At 34.8% G+C, this 20896-nt stretch carries 20 protein-coding genes, 3 tRNA genes and 1 pseudogene; 17 read left to right on the top strand and 7 right to left on the bottom strand.

Annotated features, from left to right (window positions below):
- Positions 1 to 20 precede the first annotated feature (20 nt).
- The 12 genes from DD649_RS13315 to DD649_RS13260 all read left to right on the top strand — a co-directional run bounded on the left by DD649_RS13315 (position 21) and on the right by DD649_RS13260 (position 10645).
- On the top strand, positions 21 to 422 hold the full coding sequence (locus DD649_RS13315; protein ID WP_294107657.1) for a GFA family protein: 402 nt from the start codon (positions 21 to 23) through the stop codon (positions 420 to 422).
- A 221-nt stretch (positions 423 to 643) separates the two neighbouring features.
- Positions 644 to 1060, top strand: a complete 417-nt coding sequence (gene psiE, locus DD649_RS13310) for a phosphate-starvation-inducible protein PsiE (RefSeq protein WP_294107655.1) — start codon at positions 644 to 646, stop codon at positions 1058 to 1060.
- A gap of 293 nt (positions 1061 to 1353) precedes the next feature.
- On the top strand, positions 1354 to 2904 hold the full coding sequence (locus tag DD649_RS13305; RefSeq protein ID WP_294107653.1) for an AbgT family transporter: 1551 nt from the start codon (positions 1354 to 1356) through the stop codon (positions 2902 to 2904).
- Between the two features lie 32 nt (positions 2905 to 2936).
- A complete protein-coding gene (gene pepT / locus DD649_RS13300; RefSeq protein WP_294107651.1) occupies positions 2937 to 4169 on the top strand; it encodes a peptidase T in 1233 nt (410 codons plus the stop codon).
- A 218-nt stretch (positions 4170 to 4387) separates the two neighbouring features.
- Positions 4388 to 5074 (top strand): LuxR C-terminal-related transcriptional regulator, encoded by a 687-nt coding sequence (locus DD649_RS13295; RefSeq protein WP_294107649.1) that lies wholly within the window; start codon positions 4388 to 4390, stop codon positions 5072 to 5074.
- On the top strand, positions 5041 to 6873 hold the full coding sequence (gene uvrC, locus DD649_RS13290; RefSeq protein WP_294107647.1) for an excinuclease ABC subunit UvrC: 1833 nt from the start codon (positions 5041 to 5043) through the stop codon (positions 6871 to 6873). The genes DD649_RS13295 and uvrC overlap by 34 nt, the downstream gene beginning before the upstream one ends.
- Positions 6874 to 6930: 57 nt before the next feature.
- Positions 6931 to 7479, top strand: coding sequence for a CDP-diacylglycerol--glycerol-3-phosphate 3-phosphatidyltransferase (gene pgsA, locus DD649_RS13285; protein ID WP_336430837.1), 549 nt, complete (start codon positions 6931 to 6933; stop codon positions 7477 to 7479).
- Positions 7480 to 7644: 165 nt separating this feature from the next.
- Positions 7645 to 7720: transfer RNA gene (locus DD649_RS13280), tRNA-Gly, on the top strand.
- Positions 7721 to 7745: 25 nt separating this feature from the next.
- Positions 7746 to 7819: transfer RNA gene (locus DD649_RS13275), tRNA-Cys, on the top strand.
- An 8-nt stretch (positions 7820 to 7827) separates the two neighbouring features.
- Positions 7828 to 7914, top strand: a tRNA-Leu gene (locus DD649_RS13270).
- A 230-nt stretch (positions 7915 to 8144) separates the two neighbouring features.
- Positions 8145 to 8762: a hypothetical protein gene (locus DD649_RS13265; protein WP_294107643.1), complete on the top strand. Its 618-nt coding sequence runs from the start codon at positions 8145 to 8147 to the stop codon at positions 8760 to 8762.
- Between the two features lie 374 nt (positions 8763 to 9136).
- Entirely contained in the window at positions 9137 to 10645 is a 1509-nt protein-coding gene (locus tag DD649_RS13260; RefSeq protein WP_294107641.1) for a phosphoethanolamine transferase, read from the top strand.
- Positions 10646 to 10690: 45 nt separating this feature from the next.
- Here DD649_RS13260 and DD649_RS13255 read toward each other — a convergent pair.
- From DD649_RS13255 to tsgA, 6 genes and pseudogenes are all read right to left on the bottom strand, one after another.
- A pseudogene (locus DD649_RS13255) lies at positions 10691 to 10756 on the bottom strand (tail fiber assembly protein); the annotation flags it as partial.
- 91 nt (positions 10757 to 10847) lie between these two features.
- The gene (locus DD649_RS13250) at positions 10848 to 12470 is read right to left on the bottom strand and encodes a DUF6056 family protein (protein ID WP_294107639.1); all 1623 of its coding nucleotides are present in this window, start codon (positions 12468 to 12470) and stop codon (positions 10848 to 10850) included.
- Positions 12463 to 13401 (bottom strand): glycosyltransferase family 2 protein, encoded by a 939-nt coding sequence (locus DD649_RS13245; protein WP_294107637.1) that lies wholly within the window; start codon positions 13399 to 13401, stop codon positions 12463 to 12465. The genes DD649_RS13250 and DD649_RS13245 overlap by 8 nt, the downstream gene beginning before the upstream one ends.
- A complete protein-coding gene (locus tag DD649_RS13240; RefSeq protein WP_336430836.1) occupies positions 13398 to 13763 on the bottom strand; it encodes a GtrA family protein in 366 nt (121 codons plus the stop codon). Before DD649_RS13240 ends, DD649_RS13245 begins: the two co-directional genes overlap by 4 nt.
- Before the next feature lie 101 nt (positions 13764 to 13864).
- Complete coding sequence (locus tag DD649_RS13235; RefSeq protein ID WP_294107633.1) at positions 13865 to 14167, bottom strand: hypothetical protein; 303 nt, start codon at positions 14165 to 14167, stop codon at positions 13865 to 13867.
- Positions 14168 to 14433: 266 nt separating this feature from the next.
- The gene (gene tsgA / locus DD649_RS13230; protein ID WP_294107629.1) at positions 14434 to 15627 is read right to left on the bottom strand and encodes an MFS transporter TsgA; all 1194 of its coding nucleotides are present in this window, start codon (positions 15625 to 15627) and stop codon (positions 14434 to 14436) included.
- Between the two features lie 721 nt (positions 15628 to 16348).
- Between tsgA and DD649_RS13225 the strand changes: the two genes are divergently transcribed.
- The 4 genes from DD649_RS13225 to DD649_RS13210 all read left to right on the top strand — a co-directional run bounded on the left by DD649_RS13225 (position 16349) and on the right by DD649_RS13210 (position 19100).
- Entirely contained in the window at positions 16349 to 16501 is a 153-nt protein-coding gene (locus DD649_RS13225; protein ID WP_294107627.1) for a hypothetical protein, read from the top strand.
- Positions 16502 to 16955: 454 nt separating this feature from the next.
- Positions 16956 to 17171: a YccJ family protein gene (locus DD649_RS13220; protein ID WP_294107625.1), complete on the top strand. Its 216-nt coding sequence runs from the start codon at positions 16956 to 16958 to the stop codon at positions 17169 to 17171.
- A 178-nt stretch (positions 17172 to 17349) separates the two neighbouring features.
- Positions 17350 to 17949 carry a TetR/AcrR family transcriptional regulator gene (locus DD649_RS13215; protein ID WP_294107623.1) on the top strand — a complete coding sequence of 200 codons (600 nt, stop codon included), beginning with the start codon at positions 17350 to 17352 and terminating at the stop codon, positions 17947 to 17949.
- A 53-nt stretch (positions 17950 to 18002) separates the two neighbouring features.
- Positions 18003 to 19100: an alkene reductase gene (locus tag DD649_RS13210; RefSeq protein ID WP_294107621.1), complete on the top strand. Its 1098-nt coding sequence runs from the start codon at positions 18003 to 18005 to the stop codon at positions 19098 to 19100.
- 68 nt (positions 19101 to 19168) lie between these two features.
- Here DD649_RS13210 and aes read toward each other — a convergent pair whose 3' ends face one another.
- Positions 19169 to 20137 (bottom strand): acetyl esterase, encoded by a 969-nt coding sequence (gene aes / locus DD649_RS13205; RefSeq protein ID WP_294107620.1) that lies wholly within the window; start codon positions 20135 to 20137, stop codon positions 19169 to 19171.
- A 314-nt stretch (positions 20138 to 20451) separates the two neighbouring features.
- On the opposite strand from aes, the gene DD649_RS13200 reads away from it, so the two are divergent.
- Positions 20452 to 20784 (top strand): DUF1090 family protein, encoded by a 333-nt coding sequence (locus DD649_RS13200; protein ID WP_294107618.1) that lies wholly within the window; start codon positions 20452 to 20454, stop codon positions 20782 to 20784.
- The last annotated feature ends 112 nt before the right edge of the window (positions 20785 to 20896 follow it).

The raw sequence follows: 20896 nt of genomic DNA, 5'->3' as shown, positions 1-20896 counted from the left end.
TTTTTATTAAGGAAAATATTATGCATCAAGGTCAATGTCTTTGCGGTTCAGTGAAAATTTTAACAAACAAGCCTGTTGATAAAGTGAGTGCCTGTCACTGTGGTATGTGTCAAAAATGGAATGGTGGCCCTGGAATTAGTATTGATTGCGGTAGTGATATTAAAATTGAAGGAGATAAGTCTATCACTCGTTTTATGTCTTCTTCATGGGCGGAGAGGGCATTTTGCAATAACTGTGGTACACATTTATTTTATCATTTGCATTCACCTTCCACTTATTATGTCTCAGCGGCCTTGTTTGATGAAAGCAAAGACGCCGAACTGAGTCTGCAAGTTTATATCGATAGCAAGCCAAAATATTATAATTTTGCTGAAAAAACACCAACGTTAACAGAACAAGACATCATGAATATGATGAGTTAATAATTATTTATAAAGCTGGTTTTCTTGCCAGCTTTTACTCTTTACAGTTTATCTAAAGTAAATTTAGCTCCTCTGTTGTAATGCTTGCGTCTTAAAATTGAATTACAATCAGGAAAACTTTATTGTAATGGCATTGATTGAACTTTAATTTAAGTAAGTAAAAGTACGCGCTTGGGTTAATATAAAACGATAGCCAATGCGTGATTCTAGAGGAATGATGAATGAATAATATGAAGGGAATGCGTCACGCTAGCAATATAGCATGGGTTTTACAGTGGATATTGAATATTGGATTAATTGCGTTAGCAGCGGTACTTGTTTTCTTTTTAGTTAAAGAAACGGTCACTATGGCAGCACTGATGTTTGGTGATGTTAAGGGAGTGACGGCGTATGAACTTTTAGAAGGTATTGTTATTTACTTTCTTTACTTTGAGTTTATTGCATTGATAATTAAATATTTTATGTCTGGATATCACTTCCCGCTAAGATATTTTATTTATATCGGAATTACTGCAATAATTCGTTTGATTATTGTCGACCATAGTGACCCTATGACGACCTTATTACATGCAGGTGCTATTTTAGTGCTTGTTGTAGCTCTCTATATTGCGAATACTGAGAAACTTAGACGAGAATAATACTCATAAAGTTAACTTATATTTTGAATTGACAAAGAGAATAAAAAATTTTTTTATTCTCTTTTTGTATTAAATACAACCGATTTAAGTGATATAACTAAAGCGATGTTTATAGTATCAAAAAATTTAGTAAATTAGCTTAATGAAAATAACTAATCCATTAAATTAATTTAATGTTAAGGTGAGTAGCTGATTTATCTTGTTAAAACAAATTACAAAAGTGTTTTACTTTTTCAAACGGGTTAACTACTGTAATAAAGTTTCTATTCTAATAACATAAGTAGCTTGTAAATATGACAACTAATACACTTCCAAAGAAAAAAGGTTTTTTAAATCGCGTTGAACGGATCGGTAATGTTATGCCTGATGTCACAATGCTATTTGTTTATGCCTTAATAATATGTTGGTTTTTATCTTATCTCCTTTCATTTGTAGATTTTAGTTATTATCATCCTATTTCAAAAGAGAAAATTGCTGTTGTAAATATGTTTCAGTACCAAGAAATAATACTATTTATTACAACAGCAGTGAAAAATTTTATTAATTTTCCACCGCTTGGAATTACAATTGTTGCAACTTTAGGGATTGGTATTGCCGAAAGTAGTGGTTTTATTAATACTGCTTTGAAAAAAATGCTTTCTTTTATTTCACCTAAAATGCTAACTCCTACTGTTGTATTTGTTGGTATCGTTTCTCATATTGCTTCTGATTCTGCATATGTCATTTTAATGCCAGTTGCCGCCATGATGTTTTATGCAAGTGGAAGGCATCCTTTAGCGGGTATTGCTGCTGCATTTGCAGGACTTGCAGGCGGATTTACTGCAAGTTATACACCATCAATTATTGATCCTATAATGCAGAGTTTCACGCAAGACGCAGCGCAAATGTTAGCGCCTGGTTATACCGTAAATGTCTTATGTAATTATTTTTTTAGTTTAGGCGGTACATTTGGTGTTATTTTTACTTGCTGGTTTATTACAGAAAAAATTGTTGAACCGTGGTTAAATAAAAATTGTCCTATCACAATAGCTGACGTAGATACGGACTCAGAGCAAAAATTGGGTGAAATTAAGCCAATAGAGCACCGGGCTTTTCGTATTGCAGGTTTAGTTCTTATTGCACTAGGGGTAGGTTTATTTGCACTATTATGGCCTGAAAATTCGCCATTACGAGGTCCCGATGGTAGTTTAACTAGCCCGAAAGCACCAATTATGCAAATTGTGGTACCTCTTTTATTTATTTTCTTTGCTCTTCCAGGTGTTGTTTATGGCTATATGACTAAATCTTTTACCTCAACCAAAGATGTGGTTAAGGCGATGGAAAATATTACAAAGTCATTAATTCCTTTTATTGTTTTTGCATTCTTTGCTGCACAATTTTTGTATTCATTTCAACATTCAAACTTAGGTACATTACTTGCATTATCTGGTGCTGAATTATTGCGTACATTAGATATGCCATCCGGTATGACCGTATTTGGCGTTATTTTATTGACAGCTGTTTTGAATATTATGATCACTTCTGCCACTTCTAAGTGGGCTATTATGGCTCCGGTCTTGGTTCCAATGTTAATGGCGGTTGGTATTTCACCAGAATTAACGCAAGCAGCGTTCCGTGTGAGTGATTCGGCAATGAACGTCAGTACGCCAATGTTCCCGTTTTATCCATTAATCTTAATGTATTGCCAAAAATATTATAAGAATGCAGGGATTGGTACACTTTGTTCAATGATGATCCCATTCACAATAGGATTATTGATTACCTTAACTGCGACACTATATCTATTTTGGGCCTTTGATATTCCTATTGGTTTTGATAGTGGTTATACGTGGCAGCCAGCATAATAAACAAAAAAATTGAGTAGAAGGAATATGTAATGAATGAGTTAGGTAAACAGCTTGAACAACGTTTCTACCGCTATTTAACAATAGAAAGTCAAAGTGATGCTTCAGCAACAGTTGTGCCAAGTACTGAAGGGCAGCGTGAGTTAGCTAAATTATTGGCACAAGAGTTAGAAAGTTATGGTTTAAAAGATATTTATATTGATGATCATGCGATTTTATATGCGGTACGCCCGGGTAGTAATCCGTTAGCACCAAAAATTGGGTTTGTCACCCATTTGGATACGGTAGATGTTGGGTTATCTCCTGTAATTAAGCCTCAAACATTAAAGTATGAAGGCGAAGATTTATGTTTGAATACACAAGAAAATATATGGTTTAGATCTGTAGAACATCCTGAAGCATCGCCTTACATTGGTGAAGAGATTATTTTTAGCGATGGAACTAGTGTACTAGGTGCGGATAATAAAGCCGCAGTGACAGTAGTAATGGAGTTAATGAATAAACTACAACATGCAGATTTTGATTGTGGTGATATATATGTGGCTTTTGTTCCTGATGAAGAAATTGGACTTCGTGGGTCAAAAATAATGGATTTATCTCGTTTCAAGGTCGATTTTGCCTATACTATTGATTGCTGTGCATTAGGAGAGGTGGTATTCGAAACATTTAACGCTGCTTCTATTGAAGTTTCGATTAAAGGTATTACAGCTCATCCCATGTCTGCTAAGAATGTATTGTTAAATCCTATTCGTGTGGCTCATGATTTTATTGGATGTTTTGACCGTTTTGATACCCCAGAGCATACGGAGCATCGGGAAGGATATTTTTATTTTACCGATTTGATTGCAAATCCGGATAATGCAAAAATTAAAATGGCGATACGAGATTTTGATCGAAATAGTTTCGAGGCACGTAAACGCTTTATAAATGAAAGTGTTGAATTAATTAGATCTCGTCATCCTCGAGCAACAATTGAATTTAAAATTGATGATGTGTATAGCAATATCAGTGACTCAATTGGCGATGATAGAACGGCAATCAACTTAATATTTGAAGCTCTAGACGTTCAAGGTGTTGAAGCAAACGTTATTCCTATGCGTGGGGGTACTGATGGTTCAGCATTGTCTGCTCGTGGAGTTTTGACGCCTAACTATTTTACAGGGGCACTTAACTTTCATTCTCGTTTTGAGTTTTTACCTATTAGCTCATTTGAGAAAAGCTATTTAGTTTCAGAAACTATTTGTCGATTAGTAGGGCAAAAATAATTATTTATTTAAATATAAAAATAGCCGTTATTATGACGGCTATTTATTATAAGAAATAGGTCAATAATTATATAATTAGAATGATTATTAAGTTTAGAGTTATTATAAATTGTGATTGATTTTTTTTGTGAAATGAAAGCTAAAAAATTACATATAATTTTATTGAGCTTTCATTTATTATCCTGTCTATTAGTTTATATAAAGGATAGGAAGGGTAATTGATTAATATTATAATTATTGACGATAATAATATTACTATTCGTGGGTTTGAAACTATATTTAGTCGAATATCACGTTGTAAAATTGTCGCATCATTTCCGTTGCTAGAACACGCTATTGCTTGGAATCGACAACAAAGAGCGAATATTATTTTAATTAGTAGTGATAATTGCCAATTTGAGTCGCTAAGAACAATCCAAATACTTCGACGAACTCAACCTGAAGTTGGTATTATTATATATAATATCCGTAGTAATTATTCATTTGTGCTTAAAGCACTTGATATTGGTATTTTTGGTATTTTAAGTATTAATATTAATGAAGACGATTTAATTGAAGCTATTCAAGTGGTTAACGCTCGTCGTCGAATTATTTCACCCGATATAGCTCAAGATATTGCCCTACAGAGGCTGCTTCATAGTCATGAACATGACTTATATGAGTTGTTATCTGCTAGAGAACTTGAAATTATGTTGATGATAACACAGGGAATTCCAATTAAAAAAGTTGCGCAGTCGCTTACGTTGAGCCCAAAAACAGTAAATACCTATCGATATAGAATGTTTGGTAAACTTAATATCTGTAGTGATGTAGAATTAACACACATAGCAATCAGTTATGGTTTAATTACGGCAAAACAGGGTTTATCAGGGTGGCAGAACAGTTCGAACCAAAAGCTTTCTTAAAAACAGTGACTAACCAGCCTGGCGTCTATCGAATGTATGACGCTGGCGGAACTGTTATTTATGTTGGAAAAGCAAAAGATCTTAAAAAACGATTATCGAGTTATTTTCGAGAAAATGTTGGTAGTCGTAAGACAGAACAACTCGTCAAGCATATCGCTTCAATAGATGTCACGGTGACTCACACCGAAACTGAAGCCTTATTGCTTGAACACAATTACATCAAATTGTATCAACCACGCTATAACGTATTGTTGCGAGACGATAAATCTTATCCTTATATCTTTTTAAGCAAAGAAACTCATCCTCGTTTGTCGATACATCGCGGCGCTAAACATGCAAAGGGTGAATATTTTGGGCCATTCCCAAATTCTTATGCTGTGAGAGAAACACTGGCTTTGATGCAAAAATTGTTTCCTATCCGTCAGTGTGAAGATAGCGTTTATAAGAATCGTTCTAGACCTTGTTTACAATACCAAATAGGGCGCTGTTTGGGGCCTTGTGTTAAAGGTTTAGTGACTGATGAAGAATATGACCAGCAAGTCAACTATGTTCGTCTATTTTTGACTGGGAAAGATAAGCAAGTTCTGACCGGTTTAATTGAACGCATGGAAAAGGCGAGCCAAGATCTCCGTTTCGAAGATGCGGCACGATTTCGTGATCAGATACAAGCAGTACGAGCGGTAACTGAAGAGCAATATGTTTCAGGCGGAAGCGACGATCTGGATGTTATCGGCGTGGCATTTGAATCAGGACTAGCTTGTGTCCATGTCTTATTTATTCGTCAAGGGAAAGTATTAGGAAGTCGTAGCTATTATCCTAAGATACCGTCGGGAACTTTATTAGATGAAGTTGTTCAAACTTTTTTAGGGCAGTTCTATCTGCAAGGTAGTGAGAATAGAACGTTACCTGGTGAGATACTGATTGATTTTGCTTTAGCTGAAAAAGAGTTACTTGCAAGCTCACTTTCTGAACTTGCTGGGCGAAAAATTAATATTCAAAGTCAACCTCGCGGTGTAAGAGCACGTTACTTAAAATTAGCACGTACTAATGCATTGATTGCGTTATCAACAAAAATTGCGCAACAGTCAACGATAATTCAACGAATAAAGTCATTGGCAGAAGTTGTTAAACTCGATTCGATTTCTCGCATGGAATGTTTTGATATATCCCATACCATGGGGGAGCAAACTGTTGCTTCTTGCGTTGTGTTTGATAAAACCGGTCCGGTTAAATCTGAATATAGGCGCTATAATATTACAGGGATCACCCCAGGCGATGACTATGCTGCCATGCATCAAGTGCTGACTCGTCGTTATGGTAAGCATATCGATGAAAATAAAATTCCTGACATTATTTTCATCGATGGGGGAAAAGGGCAACTTGGTCAAGCTAGAGACGTTTTTGACTCTTTAGAAGTGGACTGGAATAAAGACCATCCTTTATTAATTGGTGTGGCAAAAGGGAGTGATCGCCGTGCAGGGCTTGAAACGCTATTTTTAAAACCAGAAGGTGAAGGTTTCTCATTACCACCAGATTCGCCTGCGTTGCATGTTATTCAGCATATTCGAGATGAGTCTCACAATCATGCTATTACAGGACATAGACAACGCCGAGCAAAAGTTAAAAATACCAGTGCATTAGAATCAATAGAAGGAATTGGGCCTAAGCGCCGCCAAATGCTCTTGAAATACATGGGGGGATTACAGCCTTTACGCAATGCGAGTATAGAAGAGATCGCAAAAGTGCCCTCGATCTCATACGCACTGGCAGAAAAGATTTATAATGCATTGAAACAGTAAGTGTCTTAGGGCAACATACTTATAATATCCAACTTGGTCAAAAAGTTAGTGAGCGCGATGAAATTAAATATACCTACGTGGTTGACCTTATTTCGAGTCATCCTGATACCGTTTTTTGTATTGGCTTTCTACCTGCAAGTGAGCTGGGGGCCTTTTGCCTGTGCATTAATCTTTGTTATTGCGGCGGTGACTGATTGGTTTGATGGGTTTTTAGCCCGTCTTTGGAAGCAAACCACAAAGTTTGGGGCGTTTTTAGATCCAGTCGCAGATAAAGTGATGGTGGCGACTGCTTTGGTTCTTGTCACTGAGAGTTATGATGTTTGGTATATCACATTGCCTGCTGCAACGATGATTGCTCGTGAGATTATCATTTCCTCTCTAAGAGAGTGGATGGCAGAGATAGGTAAGCGTAGTAGTGTGGCGGTCTCTTGGATCGGGAAATTTAAAACAACAGCGCAAATGATGTCACTTGTTGGTTTGTTATGGCGTCCAAATCCATTGATTGAGAATCTTTCTATCGCATTAATGTATGTTGCTGCAATCTTAACTTTCTGGTCAATGTTCCAATATTTGATGGCTGCATGGAGTGATTTGAGCGAAGCTTGATCGAAATGATTGAAAAAACAGCGAACGATTCAATTATTTCAATAATTGTGTTGACTCGAAATGTGAAATCAGTAGAATGCATCGCATCGGACGGCAACTAGGTTTACGAAAAAAAATAAGTAAATCAGCCAGTTTGAAAAGCTAAATTAGAAGTGAAAACTTCATGCGGGAATAGCTCAGTTGGTAGAGCACGACCTTGCCAAGGTCGGGGTCGCGAGTTCGAGTCTCGTTTCCCGCTCCAATCTCTCTAAGAGATTAGTGGAAAAGGCGCGTTAGCAAAGCGGTTATGCACCGGATTGCAAATCCGTGTAGCTCGGTTCGACTCCGGGACGCGCCTCCAAAAATTTAGCCCAGGTGGTGAAATCGGTAGACACAAGGGATTTAAAATCCCTCGGCCTTTAGGCTGTGCGGGTTCAAGTCCCGCCCTGGGCACCAAATAAAACTTGACTGAGTAATCAACAAGTTAGAGTAACAAAGAAGCCACCTTTTAGGTGGCTTTTTTGCATTTGAAATTTGTCATCAAAAACGTCAAGTGGCGACAAAATGGCGGCAGGGTGGCGGCGTAGGTTTTTGCAGTATTTTTCTTTTGCCTTTTTTGAGGTTATCGCACAGTAGTTGCTCGTGTTTTTTTACTAAAAATAATTGAAATGTAAAAGAGGCTCACTATGTCAGAAGTTCCTGTAGTTGATATCTATTGGGAAAGTCCATTTTCTAGTGCGAAAGATGTTAAAAATTACGTAGATAAAAATGCCCCCACAACAGAAAATAATAAAAGAGGGCAGCGGACAGATTATTTTTTCTATCAAATTTATGGTCAGCATTTAAATAATGATGCTGATACCTTGTTATACATTGGAATGAGTGATGTAGATAAACAAAAAAATGGTGGAAATGGAGTTGTTAATAGATTAGAAAATCATCAAAAGAATTGGACAGGGGGATTACGTTCAGAAATAAAAATTTATATTGGGTCTTATGGACGGTTCGTAGATTGGAATCATTGGAATGATCCTGAAAATAATAAATATTATACAACACCTTTGGACAAGGATAATTTTCCAACTATTGCAGAAATAGAAGCTCTTTTAATTTATGCACATAAGCCCTCTATAAATTGCGCTTCTATTCGAAATGTTAACGCTTTGGAAAGATGCAATTTTTATTTATTCAATACAGGTAAAAGGCGCTCCTTATTTCCTGAGTTAAGCGCTAGGTACTATATAAATAATGAGCAAGAAAAAGGAATTATTGATGCTAGTACAGGTATTTTAGATAATAATTAATGTGATAATAGTGTGTAAAATGCCCCGTAATAGGGCATTTTACCTAAAGCGCTAACGCCTCTTGCTGGAATTTATTTGGATGTGGATTAACCGGCTTTACTTCCCCCGGGTTACTAATAAATCGCGCTATTTAGTCATGGATTTTGTGGTGTGGCTAAGACAATTGCACGAGGTGAGGGTTGTATGGGGGATGGGACAAAGCTTTATTGGTTATGTCTATAAATGATATTTATTGCGCTATAGTGTGAAAGCGGAATTTAATGATGAAAATCAATAATAATATTAAAAAAACTTACCATTGTTATGTTTCGTTTAATTTGTCTATGTTAACCTTAGCCCCAAATTTTTATAGCACAAATTGTTAAAAATCACCTATGAATAAAAAATTAAAAGATGTAATTATGAGCAAGTTAATGCTCAAATTTATTTCAATTTTTCTTCTCTTTTCCTTATTACATACAATAATGGGATATCCATTTAAATTAATATATATACTAACAATAAGTATTGTATTGCTTTATGTGAAAAATGGTTCATACCGCTTCTTTGTTTTATTTTTTACCACACTTGCCGCTCTTTATTTACCTATTGGCTTAATTTATGGCCCTCCAACATACAACACTGTCGCTTCTTTTTATTATACAGATATTCAAGAATCACGAGAATTTATAGCTAATATCGATATTAAATATTACTTATACTCAATTTTTATACTTATCTTAGGGGCTCTAGTTAGTTCAATTAAAGTAAATGCGGTGAACTATCACAAAAAAGTCGTCGTTATTTTAATGGCAATAATTTTCTTTTTTACTCCTGCAAAATATGCCTTAGGTGGTAAATATGAAAGAGCCGCTAACTCTGGTGCACCTGAAACCCGATTTTTCACCGAGTTAATTTATTCTATTTATTCATTAATTGATGAGGTTAAATTATATACAAGTAATGATTCATTTGAAATTACAAAAGTTAATAACAAATATGACATTTATGTCATCGTTATTGGTGAAAGTGTCCGAAAAGATTTTATGCATTCATATGGTTTTAAAGTAAGCAACACGCCCTTTATGAGTTCAAGTAATGGTACTTTCTTTACTAACTACATATCTGCTGCCAGTTCAACTCAATCATCTTTGACTCATAGTTTGGCTTTGTATCCTAAAATAGGAAACAATATCATGACACTAGCTAGTAAGGCGGGATTCGATACGTACTGGCTATCTAACCAAGGTTTTGTTGGAGAGTATGATGGTTCCGTTGCTGCAATTGGGCGAAGAGCTAATCATAGCTTTTTTATCAAAAGAGGGAGTTCAGATGATAAACGCGTATCCTCTGATACTGCATTATTGCCGGAATTTAATTCAGTGTTGAAATCGTTAGGTAATAAAAAACTTATTGTAGTGCATTTGATGGGGAGTCATACGCCATTTTGTACGAGAACAGAAGAGCAATATAATACTTTTTATCATAATAAAAAATTCTCATGCTATGTCCAAAGTATAAAAAATACAGACAAATTATTGTCTGAAATTTATACAGGCTTAAATGAATCAAAATCAAAATGGTCAATGATGTATTTTTCCGATCATGCATTATCTATGACATATGATAAAAATGAGTTGGCGCATAGTGACGGACATAAACAAAACTATGAAGTTCCTTTCTTTATTACATCATATGATTCTATTCAACAGGAATTTATTAATGCACGTCGTAGTGGATTACATTTTATGTCTTTATTTTCCCAATGGACGGGGATACAAGAAAATAGCATAAAAAATGAATGTGATATGTTATCTAGTAATGAATGTAATGATCAAAGTACAGTAATCGATTTTAACAAAAATCATCGTGATTTTGATAGTTTACCTAATGATCACTCTTAGTTATAAGGTAACTGGATGCTTTTATATTTAAGCATCCAGTTATTATTAGGGTTTTATTGGCCACTCAACATCAGACGCTGTTGAAGTATCAATTCGACTTAGCAGTACACGATATTTCTTCTATGTTTTTAGTTTTAAGAGTTCATCACCTATTGCTATAAGAAAATAGTGTGCATTTAACCATGCACACTACGAACACAGATTACAAATTTATTTTTTGTTCGATAATTTTTTTATTATCAATGTCTACTATATAATTAATAGACTTAATACTCTGAGGTGAGATAGGAACAGTGAAGCCAACTAAATTCATTCCATAAATAGAGTCTATTTTGTTGCTTTCCTCTATATGTATTTTATTTTCATTATCCATTATTATTATTTTATAGTTTTTATTTGGTATTAACGTTTCGTCATCATTAATTTGTAATGCAATGGTTGTTCCTTTTAAAAATCTGTCTTTACCTAAAAAGAGGTTTAAAACTCCAGTTGTTTCTGTATTCGGTAGAGGTAGTTTTTTTCCACTTAAAATAACAGCATAGTTATAGTTTATTTTATAGGCCACAATAGGGTGGCTAACTTTAAAATACTCAGCTATTGCATCTGGATTATGGTATAAATCCATTTCATCACCGCTCCTGAAAGAGCGCGGATAATAGTATTCAGGTATTTGCTTAGTTTCAGAACCGCCAATTAGTTCTTTATTTATTTCATAAATTCTTATTTTTTCTTGGTTAGTTATTGTATTATATGAATATATCATTTGTATATACGAAAAAATAAAACCACAAAGGGTTAAAGTTCCGATAAAAAATGTAGTTGTAATTCCCTTTTTATTTCTCATATTAAATGCATATCCAATAGAAAAAGAGCATGAAATAATATAAAAAAGGTGTGCACCACTCAAAGATCTAGTCGGAAAAGTTGGGGAGGCAACCATGGAAAATATACTTAAAATCCCTAAGGCAATGAATAATAATGAAAGGTAAAAGCTTTTTGATTTTTTTTCGCCAATATAGGTAGTTAGCAGAAGCAATGAAGCAAGTAGCACTCCCCATGTCTTAGTAAATGAGTGAGCAACTTTATCAGATAGGAAATATGTAATTTTTTCTATCGTACTAAGGGAATAAAAATCAGTAAAAAGGGCAGCGCGATGAAAATTACCGGGGCTTGAAATCAAGGTTATAAAACCAAGGATAACAAATACGGATGAAAAAATAATAAGTTTATTGTTATGTTTAAAAAAAATATAACAAGAGGTGATTACTGATATAGCAACTATAATCCAACTCGTATTTTCATTACTACATCCAGCGAAAAAAGAACTTATGATTAGTAGAGTTATATTTTTTTTAGTTTCAAGGTATTGGAATAAAAGATAAAGATAAATAACAATAAAAAAATTTGTTACAAGATAGTTTGCTGCACCAACAACCCAAAAAACAATTTGACCAAGGGCTGGGTTTGTGACCCAATAAATTGAAAATAAGAAAATAAATTGCAGGAAAAATGATTTTTTACTCGTGTCGGAATTAACACTCATTTTAGTAATTAAAAACAACATTGTCGTTAATACAAAAGAAATTATACTATTTTTTAATAGATTGGAGTTCGATGTAAGAACTAATGTACTGAAATAATCTGATACAAATCTTCCACTCCAGGAAAGATAATGGGATACATGAGCAGATAATGAATTTCCTTTAATATAATACACATAATCATCTGAATGCATAGGTGTGTAATATTCGATTAAAAAAATTAGTGAAAAGACAATTAGGATACTTATGTAACCTAAATTAAAACGATTTAAGTAATTAGTCATTTTTGTTCTCAATATTGTCTGTCTTTTTTAGCAAATATCTAGGCCTTTGCTTACTTTCGGTATAGATACGACCTATGTACTCACCTAACACACCTATGCCTATAAGCTGTATTCCACCTAAAAATAAAATCGAAACAAGTAAAGAAGGGTAGCCAGGAACAGGATTGCCCCAAATTAATTTATCTATCATCATCCAACCGCCATAGATAAAAGATACAAGTGCGACAAATAAACCAATATAAGTCCAAACACGCAATGGGAAAGTAGAAAAACTTGTAATACCTTCTAAGGCTAAGTTCCATAATTTCCAGCCATTAAATTTACTTTCACCAGCGGATCTTTCAGCTCGGTTATATTCAACTATATCAATTTTTCCGCCTACCCATGAAAGAATCCCTTTCATGAACAAATTACGTTCAGGTAATAGTTTTATATATTCAACGCTTTGACGAGATATTAAACGAAAGTCACCGACATTTTCTTCAATCTCAGGAGAGCTAATTTTATTATGAAGTTTGTAAAACCACTCTGCTGTTTTACGTTTTAACCATGTATCACTAGACCGATTGGATCTTTTAGCTAGAACAATATCTGCACCTTGTTTCCATTTTTTAATTAATAACGGAATAACATCAATAGGATCTTGAAGGTCAACATCGATTGGAATCACAGCATCACCGTTAGCATGTTCGAGCCCTGCAAATAAAGCTGGCTCTTTTCCAAAATTTCGGTTGAAGTTCAAAGGGATAACTAAAGGGTCAGCAATAGCTAACGCATTGATGATATTTTCAGTGTTGTCTTTGCTTCCATCATTTATAAAGATTATTTCGATATCATATTGATTAAGAATTGGATGCTCTCTTACTGACCTATAAAATATAGGAATAGCTTCTTCTTCGTTATAAACCGGTACTACTAATGATATCTTCATTGTTGAGTATCCTTAAAAACAAAGACTTTCGAATAGATAAAGCCTAGCACCAAACTAATGCCAGAGAAGATAATTAATGTAGCTAATGGAGGCAGTAGTAACTGATCTGCTATATAGCCAGTTAAGTAACTTAGGGCCCCCATAAAAATGGTAAATGATAAATATCGTGCTGCCGTAGCTTTGGCCTTAAAGGTGAATTTTGCATTAGCGAAGAAGGAAAAACTGACAGCAGCGATAAAGCCTATTAAGTTAGCTATAGCTTGAGAGGTTGAAAGAAACATTGTCAATAGCCCAAAAATAGACCAATGAATAAGAGTGTTTAAAATTCCAACCGAAAAGTATTTAGTAAATAACTTAAACATTTTAATTATTCGTAGCGAAAATAAGTACGTTAGTATAACTGAATATACTTATTGATGCAGTAAACCTATAAGGATAGTTTATGTAAAATGTTGTGTTAGTCCTATTTTCTCCTCCTCAAAGGTATAAGGTACATAAAAACAACCATAATAATTTGGTTTATCTCGGTCGTAGCATCATCCGTTTTTGCACCACTGATGACTAATGACTGTGACGTGCTCATTGCAACGCGAACATTAAGCGGACCATATTTATCACCGCTCTGTTTGATGATTTGTTCTCTCAGTGCATTACGAGTTTTTTTCTGAGAGCTTGTTACCTGACTATTTATCAAAAAGAATTTCAATACGTGGCATATTGCAATCTCCAATGCTGTTTTTATATACAGCACAGAAAGTATTTGCAATGTATTTTTCTAATTAAAGGATTATAAGTAACTTGTGTCATGAGGTAAGATTTGTTTACTATAATAGAATGAAACAATAAGACACTGCATTGTATTTATTGATTATTTTAATATGCTGGTGTAGTGAAATATAACATTAACTATATTTCTTGCGACGTTAAACCTAATTCTATTTATCGATTTTAAATTACATTTTATTAATTACATCTGTGGCACTACTCTTATTTAAATTGAATTAATGAGTAGAACCACAGATTAAATCTATTTTAAGATGATTTTGCAGTTTTTAAATTGTGTTGCTTGTGTTTACTAAAGAAACCAAGAATAAAACAAAAAGCAAAAACGGCTAAGTAAAGCCCATTGGCTGTAACTAATGCGGCATGTACACCATAATGTTCAACAATGGGGCCTGTGACAACGAAAGTTAGCATAGTACCAACAGTACCGCAGGTTAGAATAAGATTGACCAATTTTGGTGAAGATATTTTGGTTTGCTGGGAACCTAAAGTGATAATGGTTGGGTAAATTGCACTTGAAACAAAGCCTAAGCCAAATATGAAATATTTTAATAAATGGGTTTGGTCAGTATTCACAAAACTGTACATAGCGACAGTTGCTAAGCAAGCAAGAAAGACGACAATTTTTTGTAAGTCAAAGAACTTAATAACAAAGCTAAAGACCCACATTCCGACCATATATGATGTCCAGAAATAGCTAACAAGCACACCCGCTTCACCGATATCCATTCCTAAAGATTTAGTGGTATATTCTGGGACCCATTGAATAAAAGCAAGTTGACCAAGAATATAACAAAGTGCCGCAGCTGATAATAACACAATGTTTATGCCCCATTTTTCGGGTGCTATATGAGTTTCAGTTGTAGAGACTTTTTTACCGATGGTAGGAAAATCTGAAAGTAGCGTCAGGGTTATAATGCCTAAATAGATTAAAGCAATACAACCATAGACCCAATACCAGCCCATATGTCGAGTTAATATTGCTGCTGTAATGACGGGAAAAATGGTTCCTGCCATACTAAAAAATGAGTCTGTGAATAATAAACGGGCACCACGTTGTCTGCCTTCATACAGCTGAGTGATTAAAAATGTACCAATTGACATAGTTATTCCACTGACTGTACCTAGCACAAACATACAGGCAGAAAAAATAACTAATGATTTACCTAAAAATAAACCTGCCACAGCTAATATAATTAAAATAAAGCCAAATGTTAATTGTTTTTTAATTGAAAATATTTCCATCAACCAAACATTTAAAAATATGGCAATCAATATACCAGTATTAAGAAATGTAAAAGTATTACTCATGCTTGTTATTGGAACGTTAAAGTATTGAGCTATATCGCCCATTACCATACCGGTTACGATAATTAAAGCACCAGTAAATGAATAAGATAGGCAGCTAATAGCAAATAGCCGCTGAATGTTTTTGTTGCTCATATTTCCCTCAGAAAAACTTGAATTGATTACTACTACTGCAAATGAGCATAGTAACAGTAATTGATATACTAAATCTATAATATAAATTGCTTGTTATTAAAATAAATTTATTTTTATTCTAGAATTTATTGATAATGGGTTTTAATTTGAGTTTTGTCTCTAAGTGTTATTAATATTATTAGTCGCAGTATATGCTGAAATTATAATGAAAATTTATCTTATGTTTTTAGTTTATTGAATATGCAATCGATTACTATTAATAATTAATAAAGCAATCGTTTACGATAAGCATTTAATAGTTATAGATTGATACTAATTATTATATTTATTACCAATAAATTGGAATTATATGATGTGGTTGTTGTATGACTCATTATTGTTTAGATTATGGAATATGTTGTTATAATTAGATTAAAATTCAATCAATTTATGTGAGAAATTCAGATCTTATCATTAGATGTTAAACAAGTGAGACTCGCTATCATTAAGATTGTGGTTGTTATGTAGTCAATTAAAATATTATTTTTATCTGAGTTACTATTAACCTCTTGGCCTTAGTTGTATTTAAGAAACTTAATAGAAGTAAGATATATGGAAAGTTATTTTTTTAAAGTAGATTATTGTTTTGTTATTGCGTATGTTTTTATGTAAAAATATGTAATTCAGACCGTTCTATCAGAATTTTATGTCAGTATTCTATCTTTATTAGAAGGATACAGATATGTCTACGATGAAAACAGAGGTTGTGGTCATTCGTTTGACCAAAAAAGAACGTGCCTTACTTGATTCAGTGAAAACTAAACCGCTACTTGCTGATTGGATGAAAGAGATGGTTTTAGCCGAAATAAAATCGCAGGAAAATAAAGACACTTAACGGGTAGCTTTAGTATAAATTTGAAGTATGAATGTGAACACTTAACATTCAAGTATAAAAGCACGAATCTGAACAGTTCAAATAGCATTTCGTCAATAAAAACGGTGGCATTTAAATGCCCCATTTTTATTCACATCAAAAAATCAGAATGACTATTATTATGATAAATTATTGTAGTAATTTTGGTTATATTTTTATTTTACAATATGTTGAATTTATCTTCTGATAGCCTTTTGATTGGTAGTCATCTAATGAAGCAAGTGATGGGTAGAATACTTGCTATACTCTTTTCGCGTAGATATCGAAAGATTAATGATGGGGTCTGAGGGAATTGACATCTCAAGTCATAATAACCATTGACATTGTACCCTAACACTCGGATTATTTTCTCATGCTATTATTTGGTCATCACGATTAGTTATTGAGTTATTGCCATTATAATTAAGGAGCTAAAATGAAAGATCTGCACGATATTACTGAGTGGGCAAAAGTGAGAGAAACGTCGATTGAAATTGCTCAGGCTATATTTGAATTAGCAAATAATGATGAAGTGCTCGCTGAACAAATTTGGGAAGAAGGATCTGATGAGGTTCTTCCTTTAGCTTTTTCTAAAACTAAAGCAGACAGATTGTTTTGGGGTGAAGAAACAATTGAAAGAAAAAATGTTTAAATAACATGTAATGCCCTGTATTAAATAATATAGGGCAATCTATTATTCATTTTTATTGTTATAAATCAAAATAATAAATATACTTAACAAAGTATGCGGTGTCTTTTAAAGTGTTTAATAGCACATATAGACAAGAGAAATGCTTGCATTAGACCGATTGGTCTATTACAGTGAGAATATGAACAGAAATACAGAACATGATACACAAGAACACCTTTTAATCACTGGCGAACGTCTTTGTTTGCATCGTGGTTTTACCGGAATGGGGCTCAATGAGCTGCTTAAAACCGCAGAAGTGCCAAAAGGTTCGTTCTATCATTACTTTCGTTCGAAAGAGGCATTTGGTGTCGCAATGCTAGAGCGTTATTATGCTCGATACCATCAGCAGCTAGCTGCTTATTTCGAACATGGTGAGGGTAATTATCGTGATCGCATTTTAGCCTATTATGGTGGAATGTTAGAGCAATCTAATTTCAATGGGCATATTAATGGTTGTTTAACGGTCAAGCTTTCTGCCGAAGTGTGCGATCTTTCTGAAGATATGAATATTGCAATGGATAAGGGTGTTAAACAGATTATTGCTCTGTTGGTACAGACACTAGATAAAGGTCGTGAAGAAAAAACACTAACGTTTGTTGGTGATACGATAACCAATGCGCAAGTACTCTATTCTTTATGGCTAGGGGCTAACTTACAAGCTAAAATTACCCGTAGTCTGGCACCATTAGAAAGCGCTATGTTACATGTAAAAACAATAATTTATACGCCAAACTGTTAGCTGGCGTTTTTATTTCGATAGTTACTAATCGACCGGTCTATTAAGGAACCGATATGTCAGAAGAAAAAATTTTTACGCCTTTAAAAGTAGGGGCAATCACAGCACCAAATCGTATATTTATGGCGCCTTTAACGCGTATGCGTAGTATTGAACCGGGCGATATTCCTACGCCATTAATGGGTGAATATTATCGTCAACGAGCAAGTTCAGGTCTGATTATTTCTGAAGCCACTCAAATTTCAGCTCAAGCTAAAGGATATGCGGGCGCACCGGGCATACACAGCCCAGAACAAATCGCTGCATGGAAGAAAATAACTGAGGGTGTTCATGCTGAAAATGGCCGCATCGCGGTTCAGCTTTGGCACACAGGTCGAATTTCTCACGCGAGTTTGCAACCTAATGGACAAGCACCTGTTGCGCCTTCTGCGATTAGCGCGGGCACTCGGACGTCACTGAGAGATGAAAATGGTCATGCAACACGTGTTGACACTTCAATGCCGAGAGCTTTGGAATTAGATGAAATTCCTGGGATTGTTGATGATTTCCGTCAAGCCGTCGCTAATTCACGTGAAGCAGGGTTTGATATGGTTGAGCTTCATTCCGCACATGGTTATTTATTGCATCAATTCTTATCGCCATCAGCTAATCATCGTACTGACAGTTATGGTGGTAGTGTTGAAAACCGTGCACGTTTAGTATTAGAAGTGATTGATGCAGTGAGCGCAGAATGGGCGCCAGAAAGAATCGGTATTCGTGTCTCTCCGATTGGTTCATTCCAAAATATGGATAATGGACCAAATGAAGAAGCTGATGCATTGTATCTAATTGAACAATTAGCGAAACGAGGCATTGGTTATCTGCATATGTCTGAACCCGACTGGGCAGGTGGTCAGCCCTATAGTGATGATTTTCGTCAGAAAGTCCGCGCGCGTTTTCCGGGTGTGATTATCGGTGCAGGCGCTTATTCAATAGAAAAAGCGGAAGATTTAATTAGTAGAGGTTTGATTGATGCAGTGGCTTTTGGTCGGGATTATATTGCTAATCCTGATTTAGTGGCGCGTTTACGCCAAAAGGCTGCACTTAATCCTCAACGCCCAGAGACCTTCTATGGTGGTGGCGCAGAAGGTTATACGGATTACCCTTCATTATAATTATTTGAATATTTGGCGGTGGAAGATCACCGCCTGATATTTATTAATGCAGATTATTCTCTGATTTCTTACTGGGTTAAATATTTAATAAAATAATTAGCTCCATCGCGAATGGCATTATCTGCTGTTTTCATCATTCTCGAATAATGTAAAAAGGCGTGTAATGTGCCGGAGTACATTTTATATTCATGGGAAATATTGTGTGCCTCGAATGTGCGGTATAGTGCAATACTATCATCCAGTAGAGGGTCATATTCAGCACTGGCAATAAAGCAAGGGGGGATATTTTGAGTTAGGTCATTATTAAAGAGGCAGTAATAAGGTGCTTCCCGACTACCTGACTCTGTTAAATAAGCATTGTCATAATCGATAAGGTCTTGTTGACTGAGCCCATCCCAATCTCCGCCATATAGCTGGCGACTTACCGAATCTTGTAATCCATAAAGCCCATACCAAAGTAATAAAGCGCTAATCTTGCCACAATGTATCTGATTATCCCGTAACCAAAGTGTTGTCGCGAGTGATAGCATTGCACCGGCAGAGTCCCCAGCAAAGCCAATTTGATTCATATTGACATCATGCTGCTTTGCATTTTGATAAAAATACTGACAAACCTCGGATATTTCTTGAATGGCTTGTGGATAGGGGGCTTCAGGAGATAAAGAGTAATCAATACCAATCACTGTGCAATCAGTATATAACGCCAATAAACGCATAATACGCTCATGGGTATCTAAGTTTCCGACAATAAACCCACCACCATGTAGATAAAATAATGTTGCTGGACTTTTTTTCGTAGGTTGCAAGATTCGCGTTAGAATCTCACCATGGGTCGTTGGAATGAAAACATCTTCTATTCTATGCATATTTGGAGCATGCTCATTCCAATATTTTCTATCTTCATTATACGCTTTTCGAATGGCTTGATAGCTCCCATCTGATGGCTCTGCTGGTGTTAAACTTGCGTAAAAATTCATGACTTCACCCATTTCAGGGGAAATAAGATCAAGTACTTTTATTTTATTTTCGGTTTTCATTTCATACTCCCTATTCAATAAACATCATTGTAAAAAGAGGTCATAATTTAGCTGTGACCCTGCTAGCCAATATTAAACAAAGTAAGATAATGTCTTATTAGATTAAAGATGATCCACAATTTAGATAACGTAGTTAAAAATAAGATAGATAAATAGAGAGTTATAGCCAGTTTGACTAATACATAGTCTATGCCCTTGCTGTTTTATACATAAATTGCGATGTGCTTTTAACTAAGATAAATCCACTAGAAGGCGTATTCATAGATAGTGGAATATAGGCATTAAATTATATTGAGGTGTATTCGGAGAGTTTTATGAATAAGGCAGTATTGCTGGTACTGGCGGTGATGTTGATTCCATTATCTTCACAGGCGGGTTCAAAAAATCATGGTTGTGAAAAGAAAGTAGATAAGCTTGAAAGCCAGCTCTACAGCGCTATCCATCATGGAAATAGACATAAAGTTGCTAAATTAAAGAAAAAAATACACGAAACACGGTTTGATTGTTATGACCGATATAATCGCTATGACAGTCGCTCAGGGGCAACTAAAATACGTGGTTATTATCCTCAACAAAAATCAAGTGAGTTGGAAAGAGAGTTAGAGTCTTTAAGGCGAGTGATTGATGCACTAAACGACTTAAAATAGGGCAAAAATAGAACAGGTACGGTAAATAACTGGTCTGTTTTGTAGGTTTATTTCCGCTCTGTCTTAAGTATACGGAGATTATCAGGTATATTAGATGTAATTGTTAACTACC

The organism is Providencia sp., from assembly GCF_003533305.1.
Lineage (GTDB): Bacteria > Pseudomonadota > Gammaproteobacteria > Enterobacterales > Enterobacteriaceae > Providencia.
Note: the sequence above shows the minus strand (reverse complement) of the source record. Positions and strands in the feature narration are given on the sequence as shown.